This window comes from Nocardiopsis terrae (assembly GCF_014651695.1).
GTDB classification, from domain to species: Bacteria; Actinomycetota; Actinomycetes; order Streptosporangiales; family Streptosporangiaceae; genus Nocardiopsis; species Nocardiopsis terrae.
Map to the genome: position 1 here is coordinate 612,341 of NZ_BMXJ01000005.1, position 17,162 is coordinate 629,502.

Below are 17,162 nucleotides of genomic sequence, written 5' to 3' on the forward strand. Positions count from 1 at the left end.
CACAGGACGTGAGGGGTGCGAACGGTGTCCAAGGAGCCGGAGTCGAGGGAGCCGGAGACGGAGAACACGGAGGCCGGGAACGCCGAAGCGGCGACCGGTGCCGAGGGACGGGACCCCACCGCCGGGGAGGGCCCGGCCGCCTCCGTACCCGAGCGGGCCGCCGCGGCCGCCGGGGACCTGCTGGAGGCCGTGAAGCCGAGGCTTCGCGGTTGGCTCCACCTCGGAACCGCACCGCTCGCCCTGGCCGCGGGTATCGTCCTGGTCGCGCTCTCCCCCACCCTGCCCGCCCTGGCCGCCAGCGCGGTCTACGCGCTCAGCTCGGTGCTGCTGTTCAGCACCTCCGCCGTCTACCACGTGGGCCGCTGGTCGCCGCGGGCGCAGAGGGTGCTGCGCCGCATGGACCACTCGAACATCTACCTGATCATCGCGGGCACCTACACGCCGTTCATCGTGCTGGTCCTGGACGGCCCCCTGCGCACGGCCATGCTGGCCCTGGTCTGGGGCGGGGCGATCGCCGGGGTGGCGTTCAAGCTCCTGTGGCTGAACGCACCGCGCTGGCTGTCCACCGCCCTGTACCTGGCCATCGGCTGGGTGGCGGTCCTGTTCATCCCCGACCTGGTCAACGGCACCAATCCGGCCACGTGGATCCTGATCCTGGCGGGCGGTGTGCTCTACAGCGTCGGCGCGGTGGTCTACGGGCTCAAGCGGCCCGACCCGGCTCCGCGCTGGTTCGGCTTCCACGAGATCTTCCACTCACTGACCATCGCCGCGTTCGTCTGCCACTACGTCGCGGTGTCGTTCGTGGTCTACGCGGCGGCCTGAAGCCGGGGTCCCGCCCCAGCACACGGTCTGCCCCGGTGGCCGGTCCCGCTGCGGGACCGGCCACCGCGCGTGTCAGGCACCTGCCAGTCAGGCGAAGGCGAACATCGGCGGGAAGACCAGCACGACCACCGCGGCCCACACCGCGTACACCGGCAGGTAGGCGGTCTGCCAACGCTCGACCGCCGTGAACGGGCGCCTGCCACGCACGAAGCCCAGGAGCAGCCACGCGGACCAGGCCAGGTGCACCAGCAGTACGAGGTTCAGGCCGAGCGCCGCCGTCTTGTTGGCGGTGAAACCGAACTCGGCGATCCGGGTCAGCATCGCCGTCAGTGCGACGGCGTTCACCGCGAGCGCGGCGCCCACCAGTGCGAGCTGGAGCCAGTCGAAGATCCCGGTCGGGGCCAGCGGGTCGCGGGCGGAGATCGAGTACAGCAACAGGAACAGCACGAGCACCAGGACCGCGTCCATGATGATGAGCAGCTCGCGGTCGACCGTGGTCAGCGGACCGTTCACCAGCAGCACCACGAGGTCGGCGACCAGCATCAGCAGTGCCAGCGGGGTGAAGACCCTGGTCAGCACGGGAGCGATGTTCTCCACCACGCTCTTCTTGGCCTCCACCAGCCACGCGGCGACCAGCAGCGCGCCGGGCACGCCGAACGGCAGGAGCCAGTCCTCCATGAAGGGCTCCAGGTCGACGCCGGCCAGGGAGAGCACCGCAGCGGTGAGGCCGAGCAGGACCATCGAACCCAGTGCGAGCAGCGCGAGGTACATCGCCAGCTCACCCGCGAACCGCACGTAGTCCATCCGCTGCTCGTGCGAGCGCCACCGACCACCCGTGTGCAGTACACCGGCGAGCAGCCACAGCAGGACCGGGGCGTGCGTGAACGCGAGCACCTCGGTCATCCCGGGCGCCGGGTAGGGGCCGGGGGTCTGCGTGAAGGGGTAGAGGTTCACCGCCAGGGCCGGGACCGCCGCGAGTGCGGCCGTCACCGCGCACACCCGCCACGGGGCGCGGCTCTTCCAGGCGAACCACCCCGCCAGGAACGGAAGGACCACGAAGGGGAGGTTGCGCAGCAGCGCCATCTCGTCGTCGACGGCACTGACGAGGATCTTGACCGCCACGCCCGCGCCGACCGCGAACGCCAGCATCACCCCGAGCTCGCGCCAGCGCCGCGCGCCGGGTCCGCCGTCGGCCTCGGGGACCAGGACCAGCTGCTTCCACAGCCGGTGGGAGTGTTCGCGCGCGAACTCACGCGAGACCGCGTCCAGGTTGCCCATGCGTTTGACCGCGACGAGGAAGGCCTCCTCACTGTCGAGACCGCTCGACTCCAGGTCGGCGATCTGTTCGCGCAGGTGGTCCTCCATCTCCTCGATGTCCGGCGCGGAGATGGCCTGACGGCGGCGCACGAAACCGCGCCACTGGCCGATCTGCTCCTCCAGGACGTTCCCGCGGGCGGGCTCGGTCGTCATGCGAAACCCCCTGCCGGAGCGGCACCCGGGCGCGGGGGGTGTGCGGCCGCCTCCCACACCTGCCTGAGCGCCTCGGCGACGACCTTCCACTGCTCGTGCCGCTCGGCCAGCGCCTCGAGTCCCGCCTCCGTGATGGCGTAGTGCTTGCGGCGGCGGCCCGCGTCCGACCTGCCCCAGGAGGCCCGGACGAGTCCGTTGCGCTCCAACCGGTGCAACAGGGGGTAGAGCATTCCGTCAGTCCACTGCATCCGGCCGTCGGAGAGCTCGTTGACGCGCCTGACGATGGCGTAGCCGTAGGACTCACCCTCGGCCAGGATGCCCAGGACGAGCGGTGTTGCCGATGCGGCGACCAGGTCCTTGTCTATGTGCATTCGCTTCCTCATGCCTAGAGCTGCCAGGGGTCATAACCCTAGCAGTTCTAGGCATAGAAGAGCTATGTATGATTGACGACCGGCAGCCAGGAGTCACGATTGGCTCACGCGGCGAGACAATCGGCACCAAACCCCCCTTTATCCCTCACCCCCTACCGCTAGGTTGGGAACCGGTTCCTACGGCCGTGTGCGGCCGTGGGCGCCAGGAGGCGACCGGAAACCACATCCCCCCGGGTCCGGTCGCCTCCCCCCTTCCACCCCGCCGAGGACACTCTCCGACTCAGGCGCCGCCACTCGCCCCCGACGGCGCGGGGCCCGGGCGCTCGTAGCAGTCGTAGTTGCGCTGAGCGATGATCCTGCCGTCGCGGAACTCCATGAACGCCGCCACATGGGCGCGCAGCACCTGACCCGCGGCCAGCTCGCCGAGCGGCACAGCCAGCACCCCGGACCACGCGACCTCCACGGCGACCCGGTCCCCCGCGGCGACGGCGTTGACCACCTCGAAATCCTGCTCGGCGAGCAGTGCGGCCCCCTCCCGGGAGGCGGAGGCCAACTCCGCGACCCCCCGAACGGTCCCGTCGGGGAACAGGGCGTTGGGCAACTGGACGTGCACGGCCTCCGGATGGAAGAAGGAGGCGATCTCCTCGGGCGCCGCGAAGCGGGACACCGCCCGGTGGTATTTGACAGCGGTACGGACGTGGGGGTGGTCAGCAAGCTTCGACATATCCACAACCTTATTTGCACAACCATGGTTGTCAATAGAGGATGGTCCCATGCACCACTCACCCGAACCGCACGACCTCGACACGGGCACCCTGGCCCACTTCGTCGGCGCAGCGGCCGTTTCCGCCGTCCAGGAGGGACTCGCCGCCCAGGGTTTCGCCGACCTGCGCGTGTCCCACGGCTACGTCTTCCAGCGCCTCCTGGACACACCGCCCACCATCGGGGAACTCGCCGAGAAGCTCGGTATGACCCAGCAGGGCGCCTCGAAGGCCGTCGACGAACTGGAGCGGCTCGGTTACACCGAACGCCTTCCCGATCCCCGGGACGCCCGTGTGCGCCGCGTCTGGCTGACTCCTCGGGGCCACGAGGCCGTCGCCTCCGCCCGTCGCGCCCGGGAGGCCCTGGAGGAGCGGCTCCTGCGGCGTCTGGGCGAGGAGTCCCTCGCCACCGTGCGTTCCCTGCTCACCGAACTCCTCGAAGAGCTCGGCGGCACCGAGGCCGTGCGGCGGCGCGAGGTCAGGCCGCCGCGCTGACAGCGCGTCTGAGACACGAGCGGCCGCCCGCCTCCACCAAGGAGGACGGGCGGCCGTTCGTGTCGGTTCCCCCGAAGGGGCCGTGGCCCCTCTAGCAGCCGGGGAGGCGCTCCAGCAGGTACATCTCGACACGGTCCAGCGACACGCGCTCCTGCGACATGGTGTCGCGCTCGCGCACGGTCACCGCGTCGTCCTCCAGGGTGTCGAAGTCCACCGTTACGCAGAACGGGGTACCGATCTCGTCCTGGCGGCGGTAGCGGCGGCCGATCGCGCCGGCGTCGTCGAACTCCACGTTCCAGCGCTTGCGCAGCAGGGCGGCGAGGTCACGGGCCTTGGGCGAGAGGTCGGCGTTGCGCGACAGCGGCAGGACGGCGGCCTTGACCGGGGACAGGCGCGGGTCCAGGCGCATCACGGCGCGCTTCTCCAGCTTCCCCTTGGCGTTGGGGGCCTCGTCGACGTTGTACGCGTCGAGCATGAACGTGAGCACCGCCCGGTCGACACCGGCCGCGGGCTCGATGACGTAGGGGATGTAGCGCTCGTTGCTCTCCTGGTCGAAGTAGGACAGGTCGACACCGGAGGCTTCGGCGTGCGTCTTGAGGTCGAAGTCGGTGCGGTTGGCCACGCCCTCCAGCTCGCCCCACTCGCTGCCCTGGAAGTTGAACCGGTACTCCAGGTCCACGGTCCGCTTGGAGTAGTGGGAGAGCTTGTCCTGCGGGTGCTCGTACAGGCGGAGGTTGTCCTTGGCGATACCCAGGTCCAGGTACCACTGGTGGCGCTGGTCGATCCAGTACTGGTGCCACTCCTCGTCACTGCCCGGCTTGACGAAGAACTCCATCTCCATCTGCTCGAACTCACGGGTCCGGAAGATGAAGTTGCCCGGGGTGATCTCGTTGCGGAACGACTTGCCGATCTGACCGATGCCGAAGGGAACCTTGCGGCGGGCGCTCTGCTCGACGTTCTTGTAGTTGACGAAGATGCCCTGCGCGGTCTCCGGGCGCAGGTAGGCGAGGCCCTTCTCGTCCTGGATCGGGCCCAGGTAGGTGCGCAGGAGGCCGTTGAACATGCGCGGCTCGGTGAAGGAGGCCTTGGCACCGCAGTTGGGGCAGGCGATCGCGGCCAGGCCCTCCTCGGGCTCCCGGCCGTGCTTCTCCTCGTAGGCCTCGATGAGGTGGTCCGCGCGGAAGCGCTTGTGGCAGGACTGGCACTCCGTGAGGGGGTCGACGAACTCCTTCACGTGGCCGGACGCCTCCCAGACCTCACGGGCCAGGATCACGCTGGAGTCCAGGCCGACGACGTCGTCGCGCTCCTGCACCATCGAGCGCCACCACTGGCGCTTGACGTTGTTCTTCAGCTCCACGCCAAGGGGGCCGTAGTCCCAGGCGGCGCGCAGACCTCCGTAGATCTCACTGGAGGGGTAGACCAGACCTCGGCGTTTGGCGAGGTTGACCAGTGCGTCCATTGCCTCTGACTTGGCGGCCATGGGTGACTCTCCATCCGGCTGGCGGTCGGTGGATCGCTGTTCGCGATACATCGTCGGGTGTGTGGGAGGGCGGTTCGCACGCGGAGCCACGGATGTGGCGCACCGGGCGACCGCTTCCCCCCAGGCTAGAGCAATCCGCAGACGGCCGCGCACCCTTCGCGAGGGGCGCGGCAGTCCCGGAGCGGGGCCGCTCAGGAGGGCGCGTCGCCGCTGGTGAGGATCTCGAACGCGGAGGGTTCGTCGATAGCCCGGGAGAGCAGCGGGACCGCGGTGACCTTGACCTCGTAGTCCGACAGGGCCCGGCGGTAGAACCCGGCGCCCTCCCATTCGGTGACCACGGTCCACAGGGTCGGTTCGTCGGCGGCGCGGCCGATGCGGTGGCCTCGGAAACCGGGCCGCCGGGACAGGACGTCGACGGCGGCGTCGGCGTCGGTTCGGAAGGCCTCGGTCTCGGCCTCGGGCACGGAGTAACGGGTGATGACGATCACGGGACCATTGTCGCGCAGGGGCGCGGCGGGCCGGCCCGGGGATCCCCGGGCCGGCCCGACCGCCCTCCTGCGGCGGCCGCGAGGGAAACGTCCCCTAATCCTTGCCGAAGACCCGGTCGACGACCCTGGCCGAGGCGTGGCCGTCGTCCAGGGGGCAGAACTGGTCGACGAACGCCCGGTAGGAGTCCCGGCTCTGCGCGGCGACCTCGTCGATGTCCAGCAGCGCTCCGATGACGTCGTCCGACCGGGTCAGCAGCGGCCCGGGCGCGGTCTCCTCGAAGTCGAAGTAGAACCCGCGCAGGTTGTCCCGGTAGCTCTCCAGGTCGTAGGTGAAGAAGAGCATGGGCCGACCGGTGTTGGCGAAGTCGAACATCATCGACGAGTAGTCCGTGACCAGTACGTCGGTGATCAGGAAGAGCTCCTGGATCTCCGGGTACAGGGACACGTCGTAGACGAAGTCCTCCCCCACGATCGGAACGCTGTCGACCACGCGGGGGTGGCGGCGCACCAGCAGGACGTGGTCGTCGCCGAGCTTGTCGTACATCCGGCGCAGGTCCAGGTGCAGGTCCAGCTTGTGCTTGCCGCGCGTGTAGTACTTGTCGTCACGCCAGGTGGGCGCGTACAGCACCACCTTCTTGCCCTCGGGCAGGCCGAGCAGGCGCCGGGTGCGTTCGGCGACGGCCTCGCGCTCCGGGGAGAAGAAGATGTCGTTGCGCGGGTAGCCGGTCTCCAGGATCTCCCCGTCGAACCGGAACGCGCTGCGCAGGATCGGGGTCGCCCAGGGGCTCGGTGAGACCAGGTAGTCCCACTGCTGGGTCTCCCAGGCGAGCTTGTCGAAGTAGTCGCGCGACTTGCCGCGGATGTTCTCCACGTCGAAGCCGATCCGCTTGAGCATCGAACCGTGCCAGGTCTGCACGACCACCTGGTCCGGGTGGCGGTGGAACCATCCGGGCTGCCGGGAGTTGCTGACCAGGTAGCGGCTTCGGGCCAGTTCCCTGTAGTACTCCTCGCCCCGGTGCCGGACCGGGGTGAGGTCGTCGGGCAGGCGTACCTGCCCGTCGGCGACCAGCCAGGACATGGGGTAGTCGGCCCAGCGCTCACGCTTGCGCAGCTCGGCGTAGATGCTCTGCGGGCTGTCGGAGTACTGGCGTCCGGTGTAGGTGTCGAAGAGGACGCCCTCGGTGACCGGCTTCGCGCGCTGGGCCGGGTAGAAGGCCTCCCGGAGCTCGCGCTGGGCGAAGGCCCCGCGTTCGGCGGGCCGCAGGTCGGTGCCGACCTGGAGCACCGGGATGCCGCGCCCCTGGTAGGAGAGCGTGTAGGTGCGCTCGGGCGTCTCGGTTCCCAGCGGCAGTCCGTGGATGAGGGTGTCGGTGAACTCCACTCCCACGTCGACGCTGCCGGCCGGGGCGCCCTCCTGAGCGGACTCCTCACTGACCCGCCCCCACACCTGGTAGGAGCCGGCGGGAAGGGACAGCTTGCCGGACAGGGTGGGGATGCGGGAGGGGTCGAAGCGGGCGGTGAAGCGGCTTCCGGAGCGCTCCACCCGGAGCCGGTGCTCCTCCTCCCGGCCGCGCGCCTTCACGACGAGGCCCAGGTCGACCCCGCTGGCGAACTCCCCGCCGAGGACGAGGACGCGCTCCTGCCATTCGGCCCGGTCGACCACGGGGTGGGCCCGGCCCGCCCGCAGCTTCAGGTGGCCGGTGGCGGTCCGTTGGACCGCCAACTCCTGCTGGGCGCCCTCGGAGGCGTAGGGGGCGGTGGTGACCTCGTCGGGCAGGATCAGGGGGACGGTCCGCTGGTCGGGGGTGACCAGGTGGGCGTCCCACTCCTCCTGCCGGATCACGCCGCCGCACTCGCTGAGTCCGCGGGCGAAGAGCTCCTCGGCCCGCACGACGGCGTCGAAGCGGCCGCCCTGGATACTGACCGGGTAGCTGAGCACGGCCGTGCCCGGGCGCCGGACCAGCCTGAGCTCGGTGGCCTCGGCCGCGGGCGCGGACAGCAGCTCACCGCTGAGGGAGAGTTCGGCGGTACGGCTTTCGAACCGGTGCTCGGTGACCCGGGCGCGTTCCGGTTCCACGCTGATGACGAGGTGGCGGTCCTTGTTCCAGTGCGGACGCACCCACACGTCGTCGCCGACGCTCTGGTAGCCGGGGCGCTCCGGCGGGCCGGAGACCGGGTTGGAGACGATGCGGCGCCGGGTCAGGCTGCGGTTGAACACCACGAGCTCGATCTTCCAGTCGCCGGGCTCCCACCTGCCGGAGGTGCGCAGTCGGCGCGGGTCCACGACGACCGTGAAGCCGCCGTAGTCGTGCCGTGCGGAGTCGGGCAGGTCGGGCAGTCGGTACTCGGCGGCCAGCCGGGTCCGCACCGGGACCCGGACGCGGCGCCGGGTGGCGGTGTTGACCACGAAGGCGACGATGTGCTGCTGCCAGCGTTTGCGCGCCCGCAGGTTACGGATACCGACTCGGCCGCTGACGTGCAGCCGGCCGTCCTCCCAGTGGACGTTCTCGGTCTTCTGCCGGACCTTGATCTCGTCCTCGAGGCGGTAGATCTCCCTGGGGACGGCCTTGGCCGGGTCCTTGGCCTCGAAGAAGGGGTAGCGGATGTAGTAGCCGAGCCCCTGGCGGACAACGGTGGCCTTCTTGATCTCGACGCTCTTGGCGAAGGTCGCGACCTCCAGCACGTCGTCCAGCCGCCGCTTGCGCACCAGGTGGTACAGCAGGCGGTTCAGCACGTTGAGCTGGCGCAGAAGGGTGTCCGGCACGTGGTCGAGGAACCCGTTGAGCAGGTCCAGGACGGTCTGGCGGACCTCGTCGTCGGCGTCGTCGAGCCGCAGCAGCAGGCGGTGGAGCTCTCCTTGGAGGAGGGTGCGGTCCCAGAGTTCGCGGTCGGCGCCGGTGAGTTCCGCGCCGAGTTCGCCCATGACGGTGAGACGCCGGGTGAGGGCACCGTTCTCCAGAGGGGTGCCGGAGCTCTCGCGTTCGCGCAGGAGCAGGACCGGGGCGGGCAGGACGTCCACGGCCCGGGCCAGGAGGGTCGCACGGCGGATGTCGAGGTCGTCGTCCTCCGGCGCGAGGGCGTGAACGGGCAGGGAGTCCCAGAACTCCCTGCGCCAGAGCCGGTTGCCCAGGGTGGCGTCCGACACCAGGCCAGGTACGGCCCGGGGGTCCTCGGCGAGCCGGTGGCGCCCGAACCTGCGGTGTGCCCTGGAGGGTGCGGCGCCCAGTTCGTTGAACCGGTGGACGTTACCGATGACCAGGTCGGAGCGGGTGTCGGCGGCGCTACGGGCGAGGTAGGCCAGGGCGTAGCCGGTCAGCGCGTCGGAGCCCTCGATGAAGAGCAGGTGGCTGCCGCTGGCCGCGGCGCTGCCCCGGGAACGCGCCTCGGGGTGGTTCGGCGCCGGCCCGCCCGGCAGGAGGGTGACGCGCAGCCCTGCGGGCGGTGCCTGCGCGAAGGTTTCGGCGGCGGCGAGCCCGTCCTCGCGAGCGGACTCGACCGCCTCGTCGCCCTGGTCGTCCTCCTCGGGGCGGGACTCGTCGGACCCGGTTCGGTCTCCCTCGTCATCCCCGTTCGTGTCCTGTTCGACGGCTTCCTCGGCGGCCTCGGAGCCGCCGTCAGGGGACTTTCGCCCGCCGTCGGTGGGGCGGACCGGCACGAGGACGACCTCGGTGTCCGCTCGTGCGGCGGTGCTCTGCGCCGCCTCCCCGTGCTGGCTGTCGTCCCGTTGACGGGCCAGGGAGTCGAGACAGTTCTGCAGATGCGGCTCGGTGACGTCGAACGTCACGATGACTGTGGGTTCGGGCACGGAAGTTGACACCCTCCGGAGGGTTCGTCGCTGTGCGACGCGCGGGAACCGTGGTGCGGACGGTCCGCGTTAGTTCAGACGGCCAATAACTGAATGTAGACGGTTGACGACCCGTCTCGTGCCGAACCCGGGACAGTCGGGATGCGGGTACGAGGGGGTGTGCGCGGCGGTGCGGCCGTGCCTGCGCCCGGCGCTGTGCCAGAGCCCTGCACTAGGGTCAGATCCACGATTATCACAGGCCCCGGAGCACGGTGTGCACACCAGCCGGTCGAAAACGCCCGGTCCGGGGGTCGGCGGCACGGGACACAGGAAGAGGAACAGGCGACGATGGCCTCTCCCGAGCACGAGGACGAGCAGCGGCGGCCCGGCCCGGGTCGGCCGCTTCCGCCAGGGGACTCCCTTTTCACACCGGGCGCGGGTCGGCTGCGCCGTGAGGTGGAGCGGCGCAGCGCGGTACCGCTCGTGTGGTTGCACCAGCGGCCCCGGTGGCTGCCCCCCGCCGTGTTGGGAGCACTGTTCGTCGCGGGGCTGACGGCGCCCGGCTGGCTGGGTGCGCTGTGCCTGCTCCTGGTGGTGGTGTCCTTCCTCTGGTTGGCTTTCCTGACCTGGCCCTCGCTCAACCGACAGCAGCGGATCCCACGGATCCTGATGGTGTCGGTGGTCCTGGTGCTGGCGGTGGCGCGGATGCTCGGGTTCTGAGATCCGGAGCACCCCCGCCATTTTTGACAACCATTTTCGTTTTCGTCATACTGGGTGAGTGTCTGCCCAGTTCAAGGGGGCCGGGGGCCGGGCCTCCGACGCCCCGCACGCCTTCCAGGCCATCGACGCGCACGCCGCCTATGACGGCGTCCCCGTCCTCAACGGCGTCAGCGTCGACATACCCGTGGGTCAGACCATGGCCGTCCTGGGGCCCAACGGTTCGGGCAAGTCGACCCTGATGCGCGCGATGCTCGGTATCGTTCCCCTCACTTCCGGCGAGATCCGGATCCACGGCACGCCCCTGCGCCGGTTCCGCGGCTGGCGCCGGATCGGTTACGTGCCCCAGCGGCTCACCGCCGGGGGCGCCGTGCCCGCCACCGTGCGCGAGATCGTCGCTTCCGGGCAGGTCGCCACGCGCCGACGCCTCTCCTTCACCACGAAGGCCGACCGAGCCGCCGTCGACGAGGCCCTCGACACCGTGGGCCTGTCCGACCGGGCGGGGGACGCCGTGCGCGAGCTCTCCGGCGGCCAGCAGCAGCGGGTGCTCATCGCCCGCGCCCTCGCCGGACGACCCGACACCTTCGTCATGGACGAACCCATGGCCGGGGTGGACGCGGAGAACCAGCGCGCCCTCGCCGGAGCGATCACCCGGCTGCGCGACCGGGGCAGCACGGTGGTCCTGGTCCTGCACGAGCTGGGACCCCTGGAGGAGGTCATCGAACGCGCCGTGGTGCTGGAGCACGGCCGCGTCGTGCACGACGGGGAGGCGCCCGAGGCCACCGGGGAGTGCGCGCGTCCCGGGCACGAGCACCAGCACCCCCACCCCGATCCCAACGATCCCGACCCGAGCCCCGCGGACACCGGCACGGCCGCGGAGATGATCCGTCTGGAGGTGCCCCGCCGTGACTGAGCTGCTCCAGTACGAGTTCATGCGGCGTGCGCTGCTCGCAGCGCTGCTGGTCGGTCTGGTCACCCCGATCATCGGCACCTTCCTGGTCCAGCGCCGCCTCGCCCTGCTGGGCGACGGCATCGGCCACATCGCTCTCACCGGCGTGGCCCTGGGCCTGCTGACGAGCACCTCCCCCGTGCTGACCGCCGCCGTCACGGCCACCCTGGGCGCCATCGCCATGGAGCTGGTCAGGGTACGCACGCGCACCAGCGGCGACGTGGCCCTGGCCCTGCTGTTCTACGGCGGCATCGCGGGCGGCGTCCTGCTCATCGGGATGACCCCGGGGGCGAGCAACGCCACCCTGACGTCCTTCCTGTTCGGTTCGGTGAGCACCGTGGGCGAGCAGGACATCTGGATCGTGGGCGTGCTGGCCGTCGGCGTGGCCGTGGTCCTGGCGGTCTTCGGCCGCGAGTTGTTCGTGCTGTGCCAGGACGAGGAGGTGGCCAGGGCCCACGGGCTCCCGGTGCGCTTCCTGAGCATCCTGCTGGCGGTCACCGCGGCTTTGACCGTGGTGATCGCGATGCGGGTGGTCGGTGTGCTGATGGTGAGCGCCCTGATGATCGTCCCGGTCGCCGCTGCCCAGCAGCTGAGCCGCAGCTTCCGGGTGACGATGGGACTGGCGGTCCTGATCGGTCTGGTCTCCTCGCTCGGCGGGCTGACCACGGCCTTCTACTCGGACCTGTCCCCGGGAGCCACCATCGTGCTGCTGGCACTGGCGATCTTCTGCCTCTCGGTGGTCGTGGGCGGTGTCCTGCGCCGTGCGGGCAGGCGCCGGACACCGGAACCCCTGCAGCCCGTGCCGGGGGGACCGGCAGATACGATGCCCCAGACAGATCGGGGGAGGGTGACACCATGAGCACACGACGCGAGGCCGTTCGGCAGGCGCTGACCGATGCCTCCGGTTTCCGCAGTGCGCAGGACCTGTACGCGGACCTGCGGTCCGAGGGGTCGAAGATCGGTCTGACCACGGTGTACCGGGCCCTGCAGGCCCTGAGCGACTCCGGTGAGGTGGACGTGCTGCGCACCGACGACGGCGAGGCCGTCTACCGTGCGTGCGACACCGAGAGCCACCACCACCACCTGGTGTGCCGGACCTGCTCCACCGCGGTGGAGATCAAGGGTCCCACCGTGGAGGAGTGGGCCACGGAGATCGGCGCCGAGCACGGTTTCACCGGCGTGACCCACACGGTGGAGGTGTTCGGCACCTGCGCCGACTGCTCCCTGCGGGCCGTGCAGCAGACCTGACCCCGAGAAGGGGTCGTCACGGGCCCCGTACGCACCCGGCCGGGTGCGTACGGGGCCCGTCGTGCACACGAACTCCACCCATTGGTTACCCGCCAGTAGCCATCCCGTGTCACGGCTGGGCCAGGCTGTGCGACCGTGTACAGACGAACCACGGCAGCGCTCCTGACGACGCTGCTCATCACCCCGCTCCTGTCCGCCACCCCCGCCTTCGCCGATTCGGCGCCCGCCTCCCAGCCAGCCCCCCGCATCGCCACCCACAACACGTTCCTGATGCCCAAGGCCCTCTACCCGAACTGGGGCCAGGACATCCGCGCCGACCTGATCGCGGACGACGGCGTCCTGTCCGGTCAGGACGTCGTGGTGCTCCAGGAGCTCTTCGAGAACTCCAGTGCCGGACGCCTGCGCGAGGGCCTGGCCGAGGAGTACCCGCACGCCACACCCGTCCTGGGCCGCTCGGAGTCGGGCTGGGACCGCACGACCGGCTTCCGTCACGAGACCGTCACCAACGGCGGGGTGAGCGTGCACAGCGTCTGGCCGATCGTCCGCAGTGAACAACACGTCTTCACCAGTTCCTGCGGCGCCGACTGGTTCTCCAACAAGGGCTTCGCCTACGTGGAGCTGGACACCCCCGACGGCCCGCTCCACGTGGTGGGCACCCACATGCAGTCCGAGGACGGTTCCTGCGGGGACGGGGAGGACGAGCAGGTCCGCGGCCAGCAGCTGGACCAGATCCGTTCCGTGCTGGAGGAGAAGGAGGTCCTCGACACCGAACCGGTGTACCTGGCGGGCGACCTCAACATCGTGGGCGGCGGCCAGGAGTGGGACCGTGCGCTGGAGCAGCTCGGCGCCGTGGAGCCCGTATCCGCCAACGACACGGCCTCGTGGGACACCGGGACCAACTCGATCGCCGCCGAGGAGTACCCGGACTGGGCCCCGGAACAGCTGGACCACGTCCTGCCGATCGGCGACGCGTCCCCGCAGACCTACGTCAACGAGACCCGGCCGGTGAAGAGCGAGCCCTGGACGGTCCGCTCCTGGGGCCGCGAGTACACCTACGACGACTACTCGGACCACTACCCGGTGTTCGGCTCCGCCGACCTGCCCTGACCGAACGCGCGGTGCGGGCGGCCGGGGCCGCCCGCGCCGCGGTGCCGACAGCAGTGGGGCCGCCGCCCGTCACCGGGTGGCGGCCCCTCGCGGTGTCTATCCCCGGCGTCCGTCGCCGGGCTCGCAGCGTTCCAGGGTGGGGCGTTTGGCGTTCACGCCGTCACCGGAGGAGCGGCCGGTGAGGCGGCGGTGGATCCACGGGACGAGGAACTCGCGTGCCCAGTGCAGGTCCTCCTGGCGTGCGGTGCGCCAGTCGCGGGGTTCCGGGGGCGGCCAGGGCTGGTTCCAGTCGGAGTCCACCGGGAGGTCCAGGACCTCGCACACCCGCAGGGCGAGCCGGCGGTGGCCCTCCGAGGACAGGTGCAGGCGGTCCCAGTTCCAGGCCCGGGAGTCGGAGAGGACCTTCATGCTCCACACGTCGACCACGTCGCAGCCGTAACGGTCCGCGACGGCGCGCATGTGCATGTTGTAGGTGGCGATCTTGCCGCGCAGGTGCCGCATGACCGGCTGCCAGTTGGTGTCGAAACCGGTGAAGACGACCACCCTGGCACCGGTGGCGCGCAGGTCCGCGACCATCGACTCGAAGATCTCGACGACCTGGTCGGGGTCGCTGCCGGGGCGGAGGATGTCGTTGCCGCCCGCGCACAGGGTGACCAGGTCGGGCTTCATCTCGACCGCGCGCGGGACCTGTTCGTCACGGATCTGCGCGATGAGGCGCCCGCGGATGGCGAGGTTGGCGTAGCGGACCTCGGACACGTGCACGGCGAGGTGTTCGGCCAGGCGGTCGGCCCAACCCCGATAGCGGCCGTTGGGCACGCTGTCGCTGTCCGGGTAGGGGTCGCTCATGCCCTCGGTGAAGCTGTCACCGAGGGCGACGTAGGACAGGATGTCCTTGCTTTTCAGGTCACCGGAGGATCCGGTAGGCACACCGCTCATGGTGTCCGATGATCCAACCCGACCCTCTGGTTACGCGACAGTAGGTTGGCGGTTCTCCGCCTTTTGCGGCGGAACTCACACCTCGGGGCGCCCGGGAGGGCGGGGCACCCGGGAGGGCCGCCGACCGGGCGGCCCTCCCGACGGGTGTCAGCGGTCCTTCGTGAGCGGGGTCAGCTCGGGGCGCTTGGCGGTCACCGTGTCACCCGAGGACCTTCCGGTGAGCCTGCGTCCGATCCACGGCCCCAGGGACTCCTTGAGCCAGTGCAGGTCGTCCCTGCGCGCCTCGGTCCAGCTGACCGGCTCGGCCTCGGGCCAGGGCTCGTCCCAGCGCTCCCCGGTGGGCACGCCCAGGACCTCGGCCACCCGCAGAGCCAGGCGGCGGTGCCCCTCCGGGGACATGTGCAGGCGGTCCTCGTCCCAGGCGCGCGAGTCGGTCAGCACGTCCATGGACCACTGGTCGACCAGGAAGCAGTCGTACCTGTCGGCGATCGCGCGCACGTTCATGTAGTAGCGCGCGAACAGGCCGATGGTGCCGCGCATGTACCCGGTGGCCACGTTGACGCCGGTGAACAGCACGACCTGGCTGCCGTTGGCGCGCAGGCGGCTCACCGTGCGGTCCAGGATCTTCGCCAGCCGCTCGGGGTCGCCCGCCGGGCGCAGCAGGTCGTTGCCGCCCGCGCACAGCGTGACCAGGTCCGGCGCCATCTCCAGGGCGGGCGGGACCTGGTCCGTGACGATCTGGCGGATGAGCTTGCCGCGCACGGCCAGGTTGGCGTATCCGACCTCGCCCACGTGGTCGGCGAGGTGCTCGGCCAGCCGGTCCGCCCAGCCCCGGAAGACACCGCTGCCGTCCGGGTAGGGGTCGCCCACGCCCTCGGTGAAGCTGTCGCCGAGCGAGGCGAGCGTCATCCCCGGCCTGATCGGCGAGGTCTCCTCGGGGCGGTTCGTCTTGGCCATCACTTGGTCTCCTCAGCCACCGGGTTGGGCACGGCACCGCCGTAGCGGCGGTCCCGGCTCGCGTAGATCTCACAGGCCCGCCACAGGTCGCGGCGGTCGAAGTCGGGCCAGAGCGTCTCCAGGAAGACGAACTCCGCGTAGGCGGACTGCCAGAGGAGGAAGTTGGACAGCCGCTGCTCACCGGAGGACCGCACGAAGAGGTCCACCGGCGGGACGTCGGGGGCGTAGAGGTGCTGGGCCAGGGTCTCCTCGGTGATCTTCTCCGGGGAGATCCGCCCGGCGGCGGCCTGACGGGCCAGTTCGCGCGCGGCGTCGACGATCTCCGCCTGTCCGCCGTAGTTCACACAGAACTGGAGGGTGAGCCGGGTGTTGTCCCTGGTCATCTCCTCCGCGTCCTTGAGCTCCCGGATGACGCTCTTCCAGAGCATCCCGGAGCGTCCGGCCCACTTGACGCGCACGCCGCGGGCGTGCAGCTCGTCGCGGCGGTTGCGGATGGTGTCACGGTTGAAACCGAGGAGGAAGCGCACCTCGTCGGGCGAGCGCTTCCAGTTCTCGGTGGAGAAGGCGTAGGCGGAGAGGTTGGGGATGCCCATCTCCAGAGCGCCCTCGATCACGTCGAAGAGGGAGGACTCACCGGCCTTGTGCCCCTCGGTGCGCGGCAGGCCGCGTTCCTTCGCCCAACGGCCGTTGCCGTCCATGACCACGGCCACGTGGCGGGGCACCAGGTCGGCGGGCACCTCGGGGGGCCGGGCCCCGCTGGGGTGCGGGACGGGCGCGGCGTGGTCCCGCTCACGCCGCTTACCGTTGTCGAAGCTGAACAGACTCAAGAACGCTCCACATGGCGCAGTGATCGGATTCCGTTTTCCAGGTGCCACTGCAGGTAGGCCGCAACCAGCCCGCTGCACTCGGAGCGATGCCTGCCGTCGCTGGCGTCCGCGCTGTCCCAGTCGCCCCCGAGCAGCGCCGACATCAGCCGGAGCGTCTCGGGCGAGGGGTGCGTGGAACCGTGCGGACGGCACACCGAGCAGACCATACCGCCCGCGTGGACCGCGAACGCACGGTGCTCCCCCCGGCTTCCGCAACGGGCGCACTCGGTCAGGGCGGGGGCGTACCCGGCGACGGCCAGGGAGCGCAGGAGGTAGGCGTCCAGGACCAGCCTGGAGTCGTGGCTCCCCTCCCCCAGGGTACGCAGGGCACCGATGAGGAGGAGGAACTGGCGCAGCGCCGGGTCCTTCTCCACGGCGACGACCTTCTCCGCGGTTTCCAGCATCGCGGTGGCCGCCGTGTAGCGGGAGTAGTCGGACACGACCGTCTTGCCGTAGGAGCGCACGGTCTCGGCCTGGGTGATGACGTCCAGGGTGCGGCCGGTGTGCAGCTGGAGGTCGACATGGGTGCACGGCTCCAGCCGGGCGCCGAAGCGCGACTTGGTGCGGCGCACGCCCTTGCCGACGGCGCGCACCAGCCCGGTGCGGCGGGTCAGGAGGGTGACGATACGGTCGGCCTCGCCCAGTTTCTGGTTGCGCAGGACGACGCCCTCGTCGCGGTAGAGACTCACACCCCCATTGTCGCGGATGGCG

At 70.5% G+C, this 17,162-nt stretch carries 17 protein-coding genes; 7 read left to right on the forward strand and 10 right to left on the reverse strand.

Features of this window, described 5'->3' with window-relative positions; translation table 11 throughout:
- The first annotated feature begins 177 nt into the window (after positions 1-177).
- Complete coding sequence (gene trhA, locus IE195_RS17085) at positions 178-822, forward strand: PAQR family membrane homeostasis protein TrhA (protein WP_191272738.1); 645 nt, start codon at positions 178-180, stop codon at positions 820-822.
- 87 nt (positions 823-909) lie between these two features.
- Here trhA and IE195_RS17090 read toward each other — a convergent pair whose 3' ends face one another.
- The 3 genes from IE195_RS17090 to IE195_RS17100 all read right to left on the reverse strand — a co-directional run bounded on the left by IE195_RS17090 (position 910) and on the right by IE195_RS17100 (position 3,387).
- Complete coding sequence (locus tag IE195_RS17090) at positions 910-2,292, reverse strand: permease prefix domain 1-containing protein (RefSeq protein WP_191272566.1); 1,383 nt, start codon at positions 2,290-2,292, stop codon at positions 910-912.
- A complete protein-coding gene (locus IE195_RS17095; RefSeq protein ID WP_191272568.1) occupies positions 2,289-2,663 on the reverse strand; it encodes a PadR family transcriptional regulator in 375 nt (124 codons plus the stop codon). The genes IE195_RS17090 and IE195_RS17095 overlap by 4 nt, the downstream gene beginning before the upstream one ends.
- A 280-nt stretch (positions 2,664-2,943) precedes the next feature.
- Entirely contained in the window at positions 2,944-3,387 is a 444-nt protein-coding gene (locus IE195_RS17100) for a nuclear transport factor 2 family protein (protein WP_225942491.1), read from the reverse strand.
- A 49-nt stretch (positions 3,388-3,436) separates the two neighbouring features.
- Here IE195_RS17100 and IE195_RS17105 point away from each other — a divergent pair, with 49 nt between their 5' ends.
- Positions 3,437-3,919: a MarR family winged helix-turn-helix transcriptional regulator gene (locus IE195_RS17105; protein ID WP_191272572.1), complete on the forward strand. Its 483-nt coding sequence runs from the start codon at positions 3,437-3,439 to the stop codon at positions 3,917-3,919.
- A 91-nt stretch (positions 3,920-4,010) separates the two neighbouring features.
- Here the strand turns inward: IE195_RS17105 and IE195_RS17110 are convergent, their stop codons facing one another.
- The 3 genes from IE195_RS17110 to IE195_RS17120 form a co-directional block, all read right to left on the reverse strand.
- On the reverse strand, positions 4,011-5,399 hold the full coding sequence (locus IE195_RS17110; RefSeq protein ID WP_191272574.1) for a glycine--tRNA ligase: 1,389 nt from the start codon (positions 5,397-5,399) through the stop codon (positions 4,011-4,013).
- A gap of 191 nt (positions 5,400-5,590) precedes the next feature.
- On the reverse strand, positions 5,591-5,887 hold the full coding sequence (locus tag IE195_RS17115) for an antibiotic biosynthesis monooxygenase family protein (RefSeq protein ID WP_191272576.1): 297 nt from the start codon (positions 5,885-5,887) through the stop codon (positions 5,591-5,593).
- 94 nt (positions 5,888-5,981) lie between these two features.
- Complete coding sequence (locus IE195_RS17120; protein WP_191272578.1) at positions 5,982-9,692, reverse strand: bifunctional glycosyltransferase/CDP-glycerol:glycerophosphate glycerophosphotransferase; 3,711 nt, start codon at positions 9,690-9,692, stop codon at positions 5,982-5,984.
- 327 nt (positions 9,693-10,019) lie between these two features.
- Here IE195_RS17120 and IE195_RS17125 point away from each other — a divergent pair, with 327 nt between their 5' ends.
- The 5 genes from IE195_RS17125 (at position 10,020) to sph (ending at position 13,692) form a co-directional block, all read left to right on the forward strand.
- The gene (locus tag IE195_RS17125) at positions 10,020-10,391 is read left to right on the forward strand and encodes a DUF6703 family protein (RefSeq protein WP_191272581.1); all 372 of its coding nucleotides are present in this window, start codon (positions 10,020-10,022) and stop codon (positions 10,389-10,391) included.
- A 58-nt stretch (positions 10,392-10,449) separates the two neighbouring features.
- Positions 10,450-11,301: a metal ABC transporter ATP-binding protein gene (locus IE195_RS17130; RefSeq protein ID WP_191272583.1), complete on the forward strand. Its 852-nt coding sequence runs from the start codon at positions 10,450-10,452 to the stop codon at positions 11,299-11,301.
- Positions 11,294-12,196, forward strand: a complete 903-nt coding sequence (locus IE195_RS17135; protein WP_191272585.1) for a metal ABC transporter permease — start codon at positions 11,294-11,296, stop codon at positions 12,194-12,196. Before IE195_RS17130 ends, IE195_RS17135 begins: the two co-directional genes overlap by 8 nt.
- Positions 12,193-12,585, forward strand: a complete 393-nt coding sequence (locus tag IE195_RS17140; protein WP_191272587.1) for a Fur family transcriptional regulator — start codon at positions 12,193-12,195, stop codon at positions 12,583-12,585. The genes IE195_RS17135 and IE195_RS17140 overlap by 4 nt, the downstream gene beginning before the upstream one ends.
- Positions 12,586-12,720: 135 nt before the next feature.
- A complete protein-coding gene (sph, locus tag IE195_RS17145; protein WP_191272589.1) occupies positions 12,721-13,692 on the forward strand; it encodes a sphingomyelin phosphodiesterase in 972 nt (323 codons plus the stop codon).
- A gap of 96 nt (positions 13,693-13,788) precedes the next feature.
- Here sph and IE195_RS17150 read toward each other — a convergent pair whose 3' ends face one another.
- The 4 genes from IE195_RS17150 to recO form a co-directional block, all read right to left on the reverse strand.
- Positions 13,789-14,628: an SGNH/GDSL hydrolase family protein gene (locus IE195_RS17150; protein ID WP_191272591.1), complete on the reverse strand. Its 840-nt coding sequence runs from the start codon at positions 14,626-14,628 to the stop codon at positions 13,789-13,791.
- Positions 14,629-14,775: 147 nt separating this feature from the next.
- Positions 14,776-15,585, reverse strand: a complete 810-nt coding sequence (locus IE195_RS17155; protein WP_191272594.1) for an SGNH/GDSL hydrolase family protein — start codon at positions 15,583-15,585, stop codon at positions 14,776-14,778.
- Entirely contained in the window at positions 15,585-16,412 is an 828-nt protein-coding gene (locus IE195_RS17160; RefSeq protein ID WP_191272596.1) for an isoprenyl transferase, read from the reverse strand. The genes IE195_RS17155 and IE195_RS17160 overlap by 1 nt, the downstream gene beginning before the upstream one ends.
- Positions 16,409-17,140 (reverse strand): DNA repair protein RecO, encoded by a 732-nt coding sequence (gene recO / locus IE195_RS17165; RefSeq protein ID WP_191272598.1) that lies wholly within the window; start codon positions 17,138-17,140, stop codon positions 16,409-16,411. Before recO ends, IE195_RS17160 begins: the two co-directional genes overlap by 4 nt.
- Positions 17,141-17,162: the final 22 nt, after the last annotated feature.

What these genes read in the sequence shown, in the direction of transcription:
- IE195_RS17140 (WP_191272587.1), top strand. Translation starts at nt 12,193, where the DNA reads ATGAGCACACGACGCGAGGCCGTTCGGCAGGCGCTGACCGATGCCTCC.
- IE195_RS17155 (WP_191272594.1), bottom strand. Translation starts at nt 15,585, where the DNA reads ATGGCCAAGACGAACCGCCCCGAGGAGACCTCGCCGATCAGGCCGGGG.
- IE195_RS17150 (WP_191272591.1), bottom strand. Translation starts at nt 14,628, where the DNA reads ATGAGCGGTGTGCCTACCGGATCCTCCGGTGACCTGAAAAGCAAGGAC.
- IE195_RS17100 (WP_225942491.1), bottom strand. Translation starts at nt 3,387, where the DNA reads ATGTCGAAGCTTGCTGACCACCCCCACGTCCGTACCGCTGTCAAATAC.
- IE195_RS17095 (WP_191272568.1), bottom strand. Translation starts at nt 2,663, where the DNA reads ATGCACATAGACAAGGACCTGGTCGCCGCATCGGCAACACCGCTCGTC.
- IE195_RS17125 (WP_191272581.1), top strand. Translation starts at nt 10,020, where the DNA reads ATGGCCTCTCCCGAGCACGAGGACGAGCAGCGGCGGCCCGGCCCGGGT.
- IE195_RS17110 (WP_191272574.1), bottom strand. Translation starts at nt 5,399, where the DNA reads ATGGCCGCCAAGTCAGAGGCAATGGACGCACTGGTCAACCTCGCCAAA.
- IE195_RS17090 (WP_191272566.1), bottom strand. Translation starts at nt 2,292, where the DNA reads ATGACGACCGAGCCCGCCCGCGGGAACGTCCTGGAGGAGCAGATCGGC.
- IE195_RS17105 (WP_191272572.1), top strand. Translation starts at nt 3,437, where the DNA reads ATGCACCACTCACCCGAACCGCACGACCTCGACACGGGCACCCTGGCC.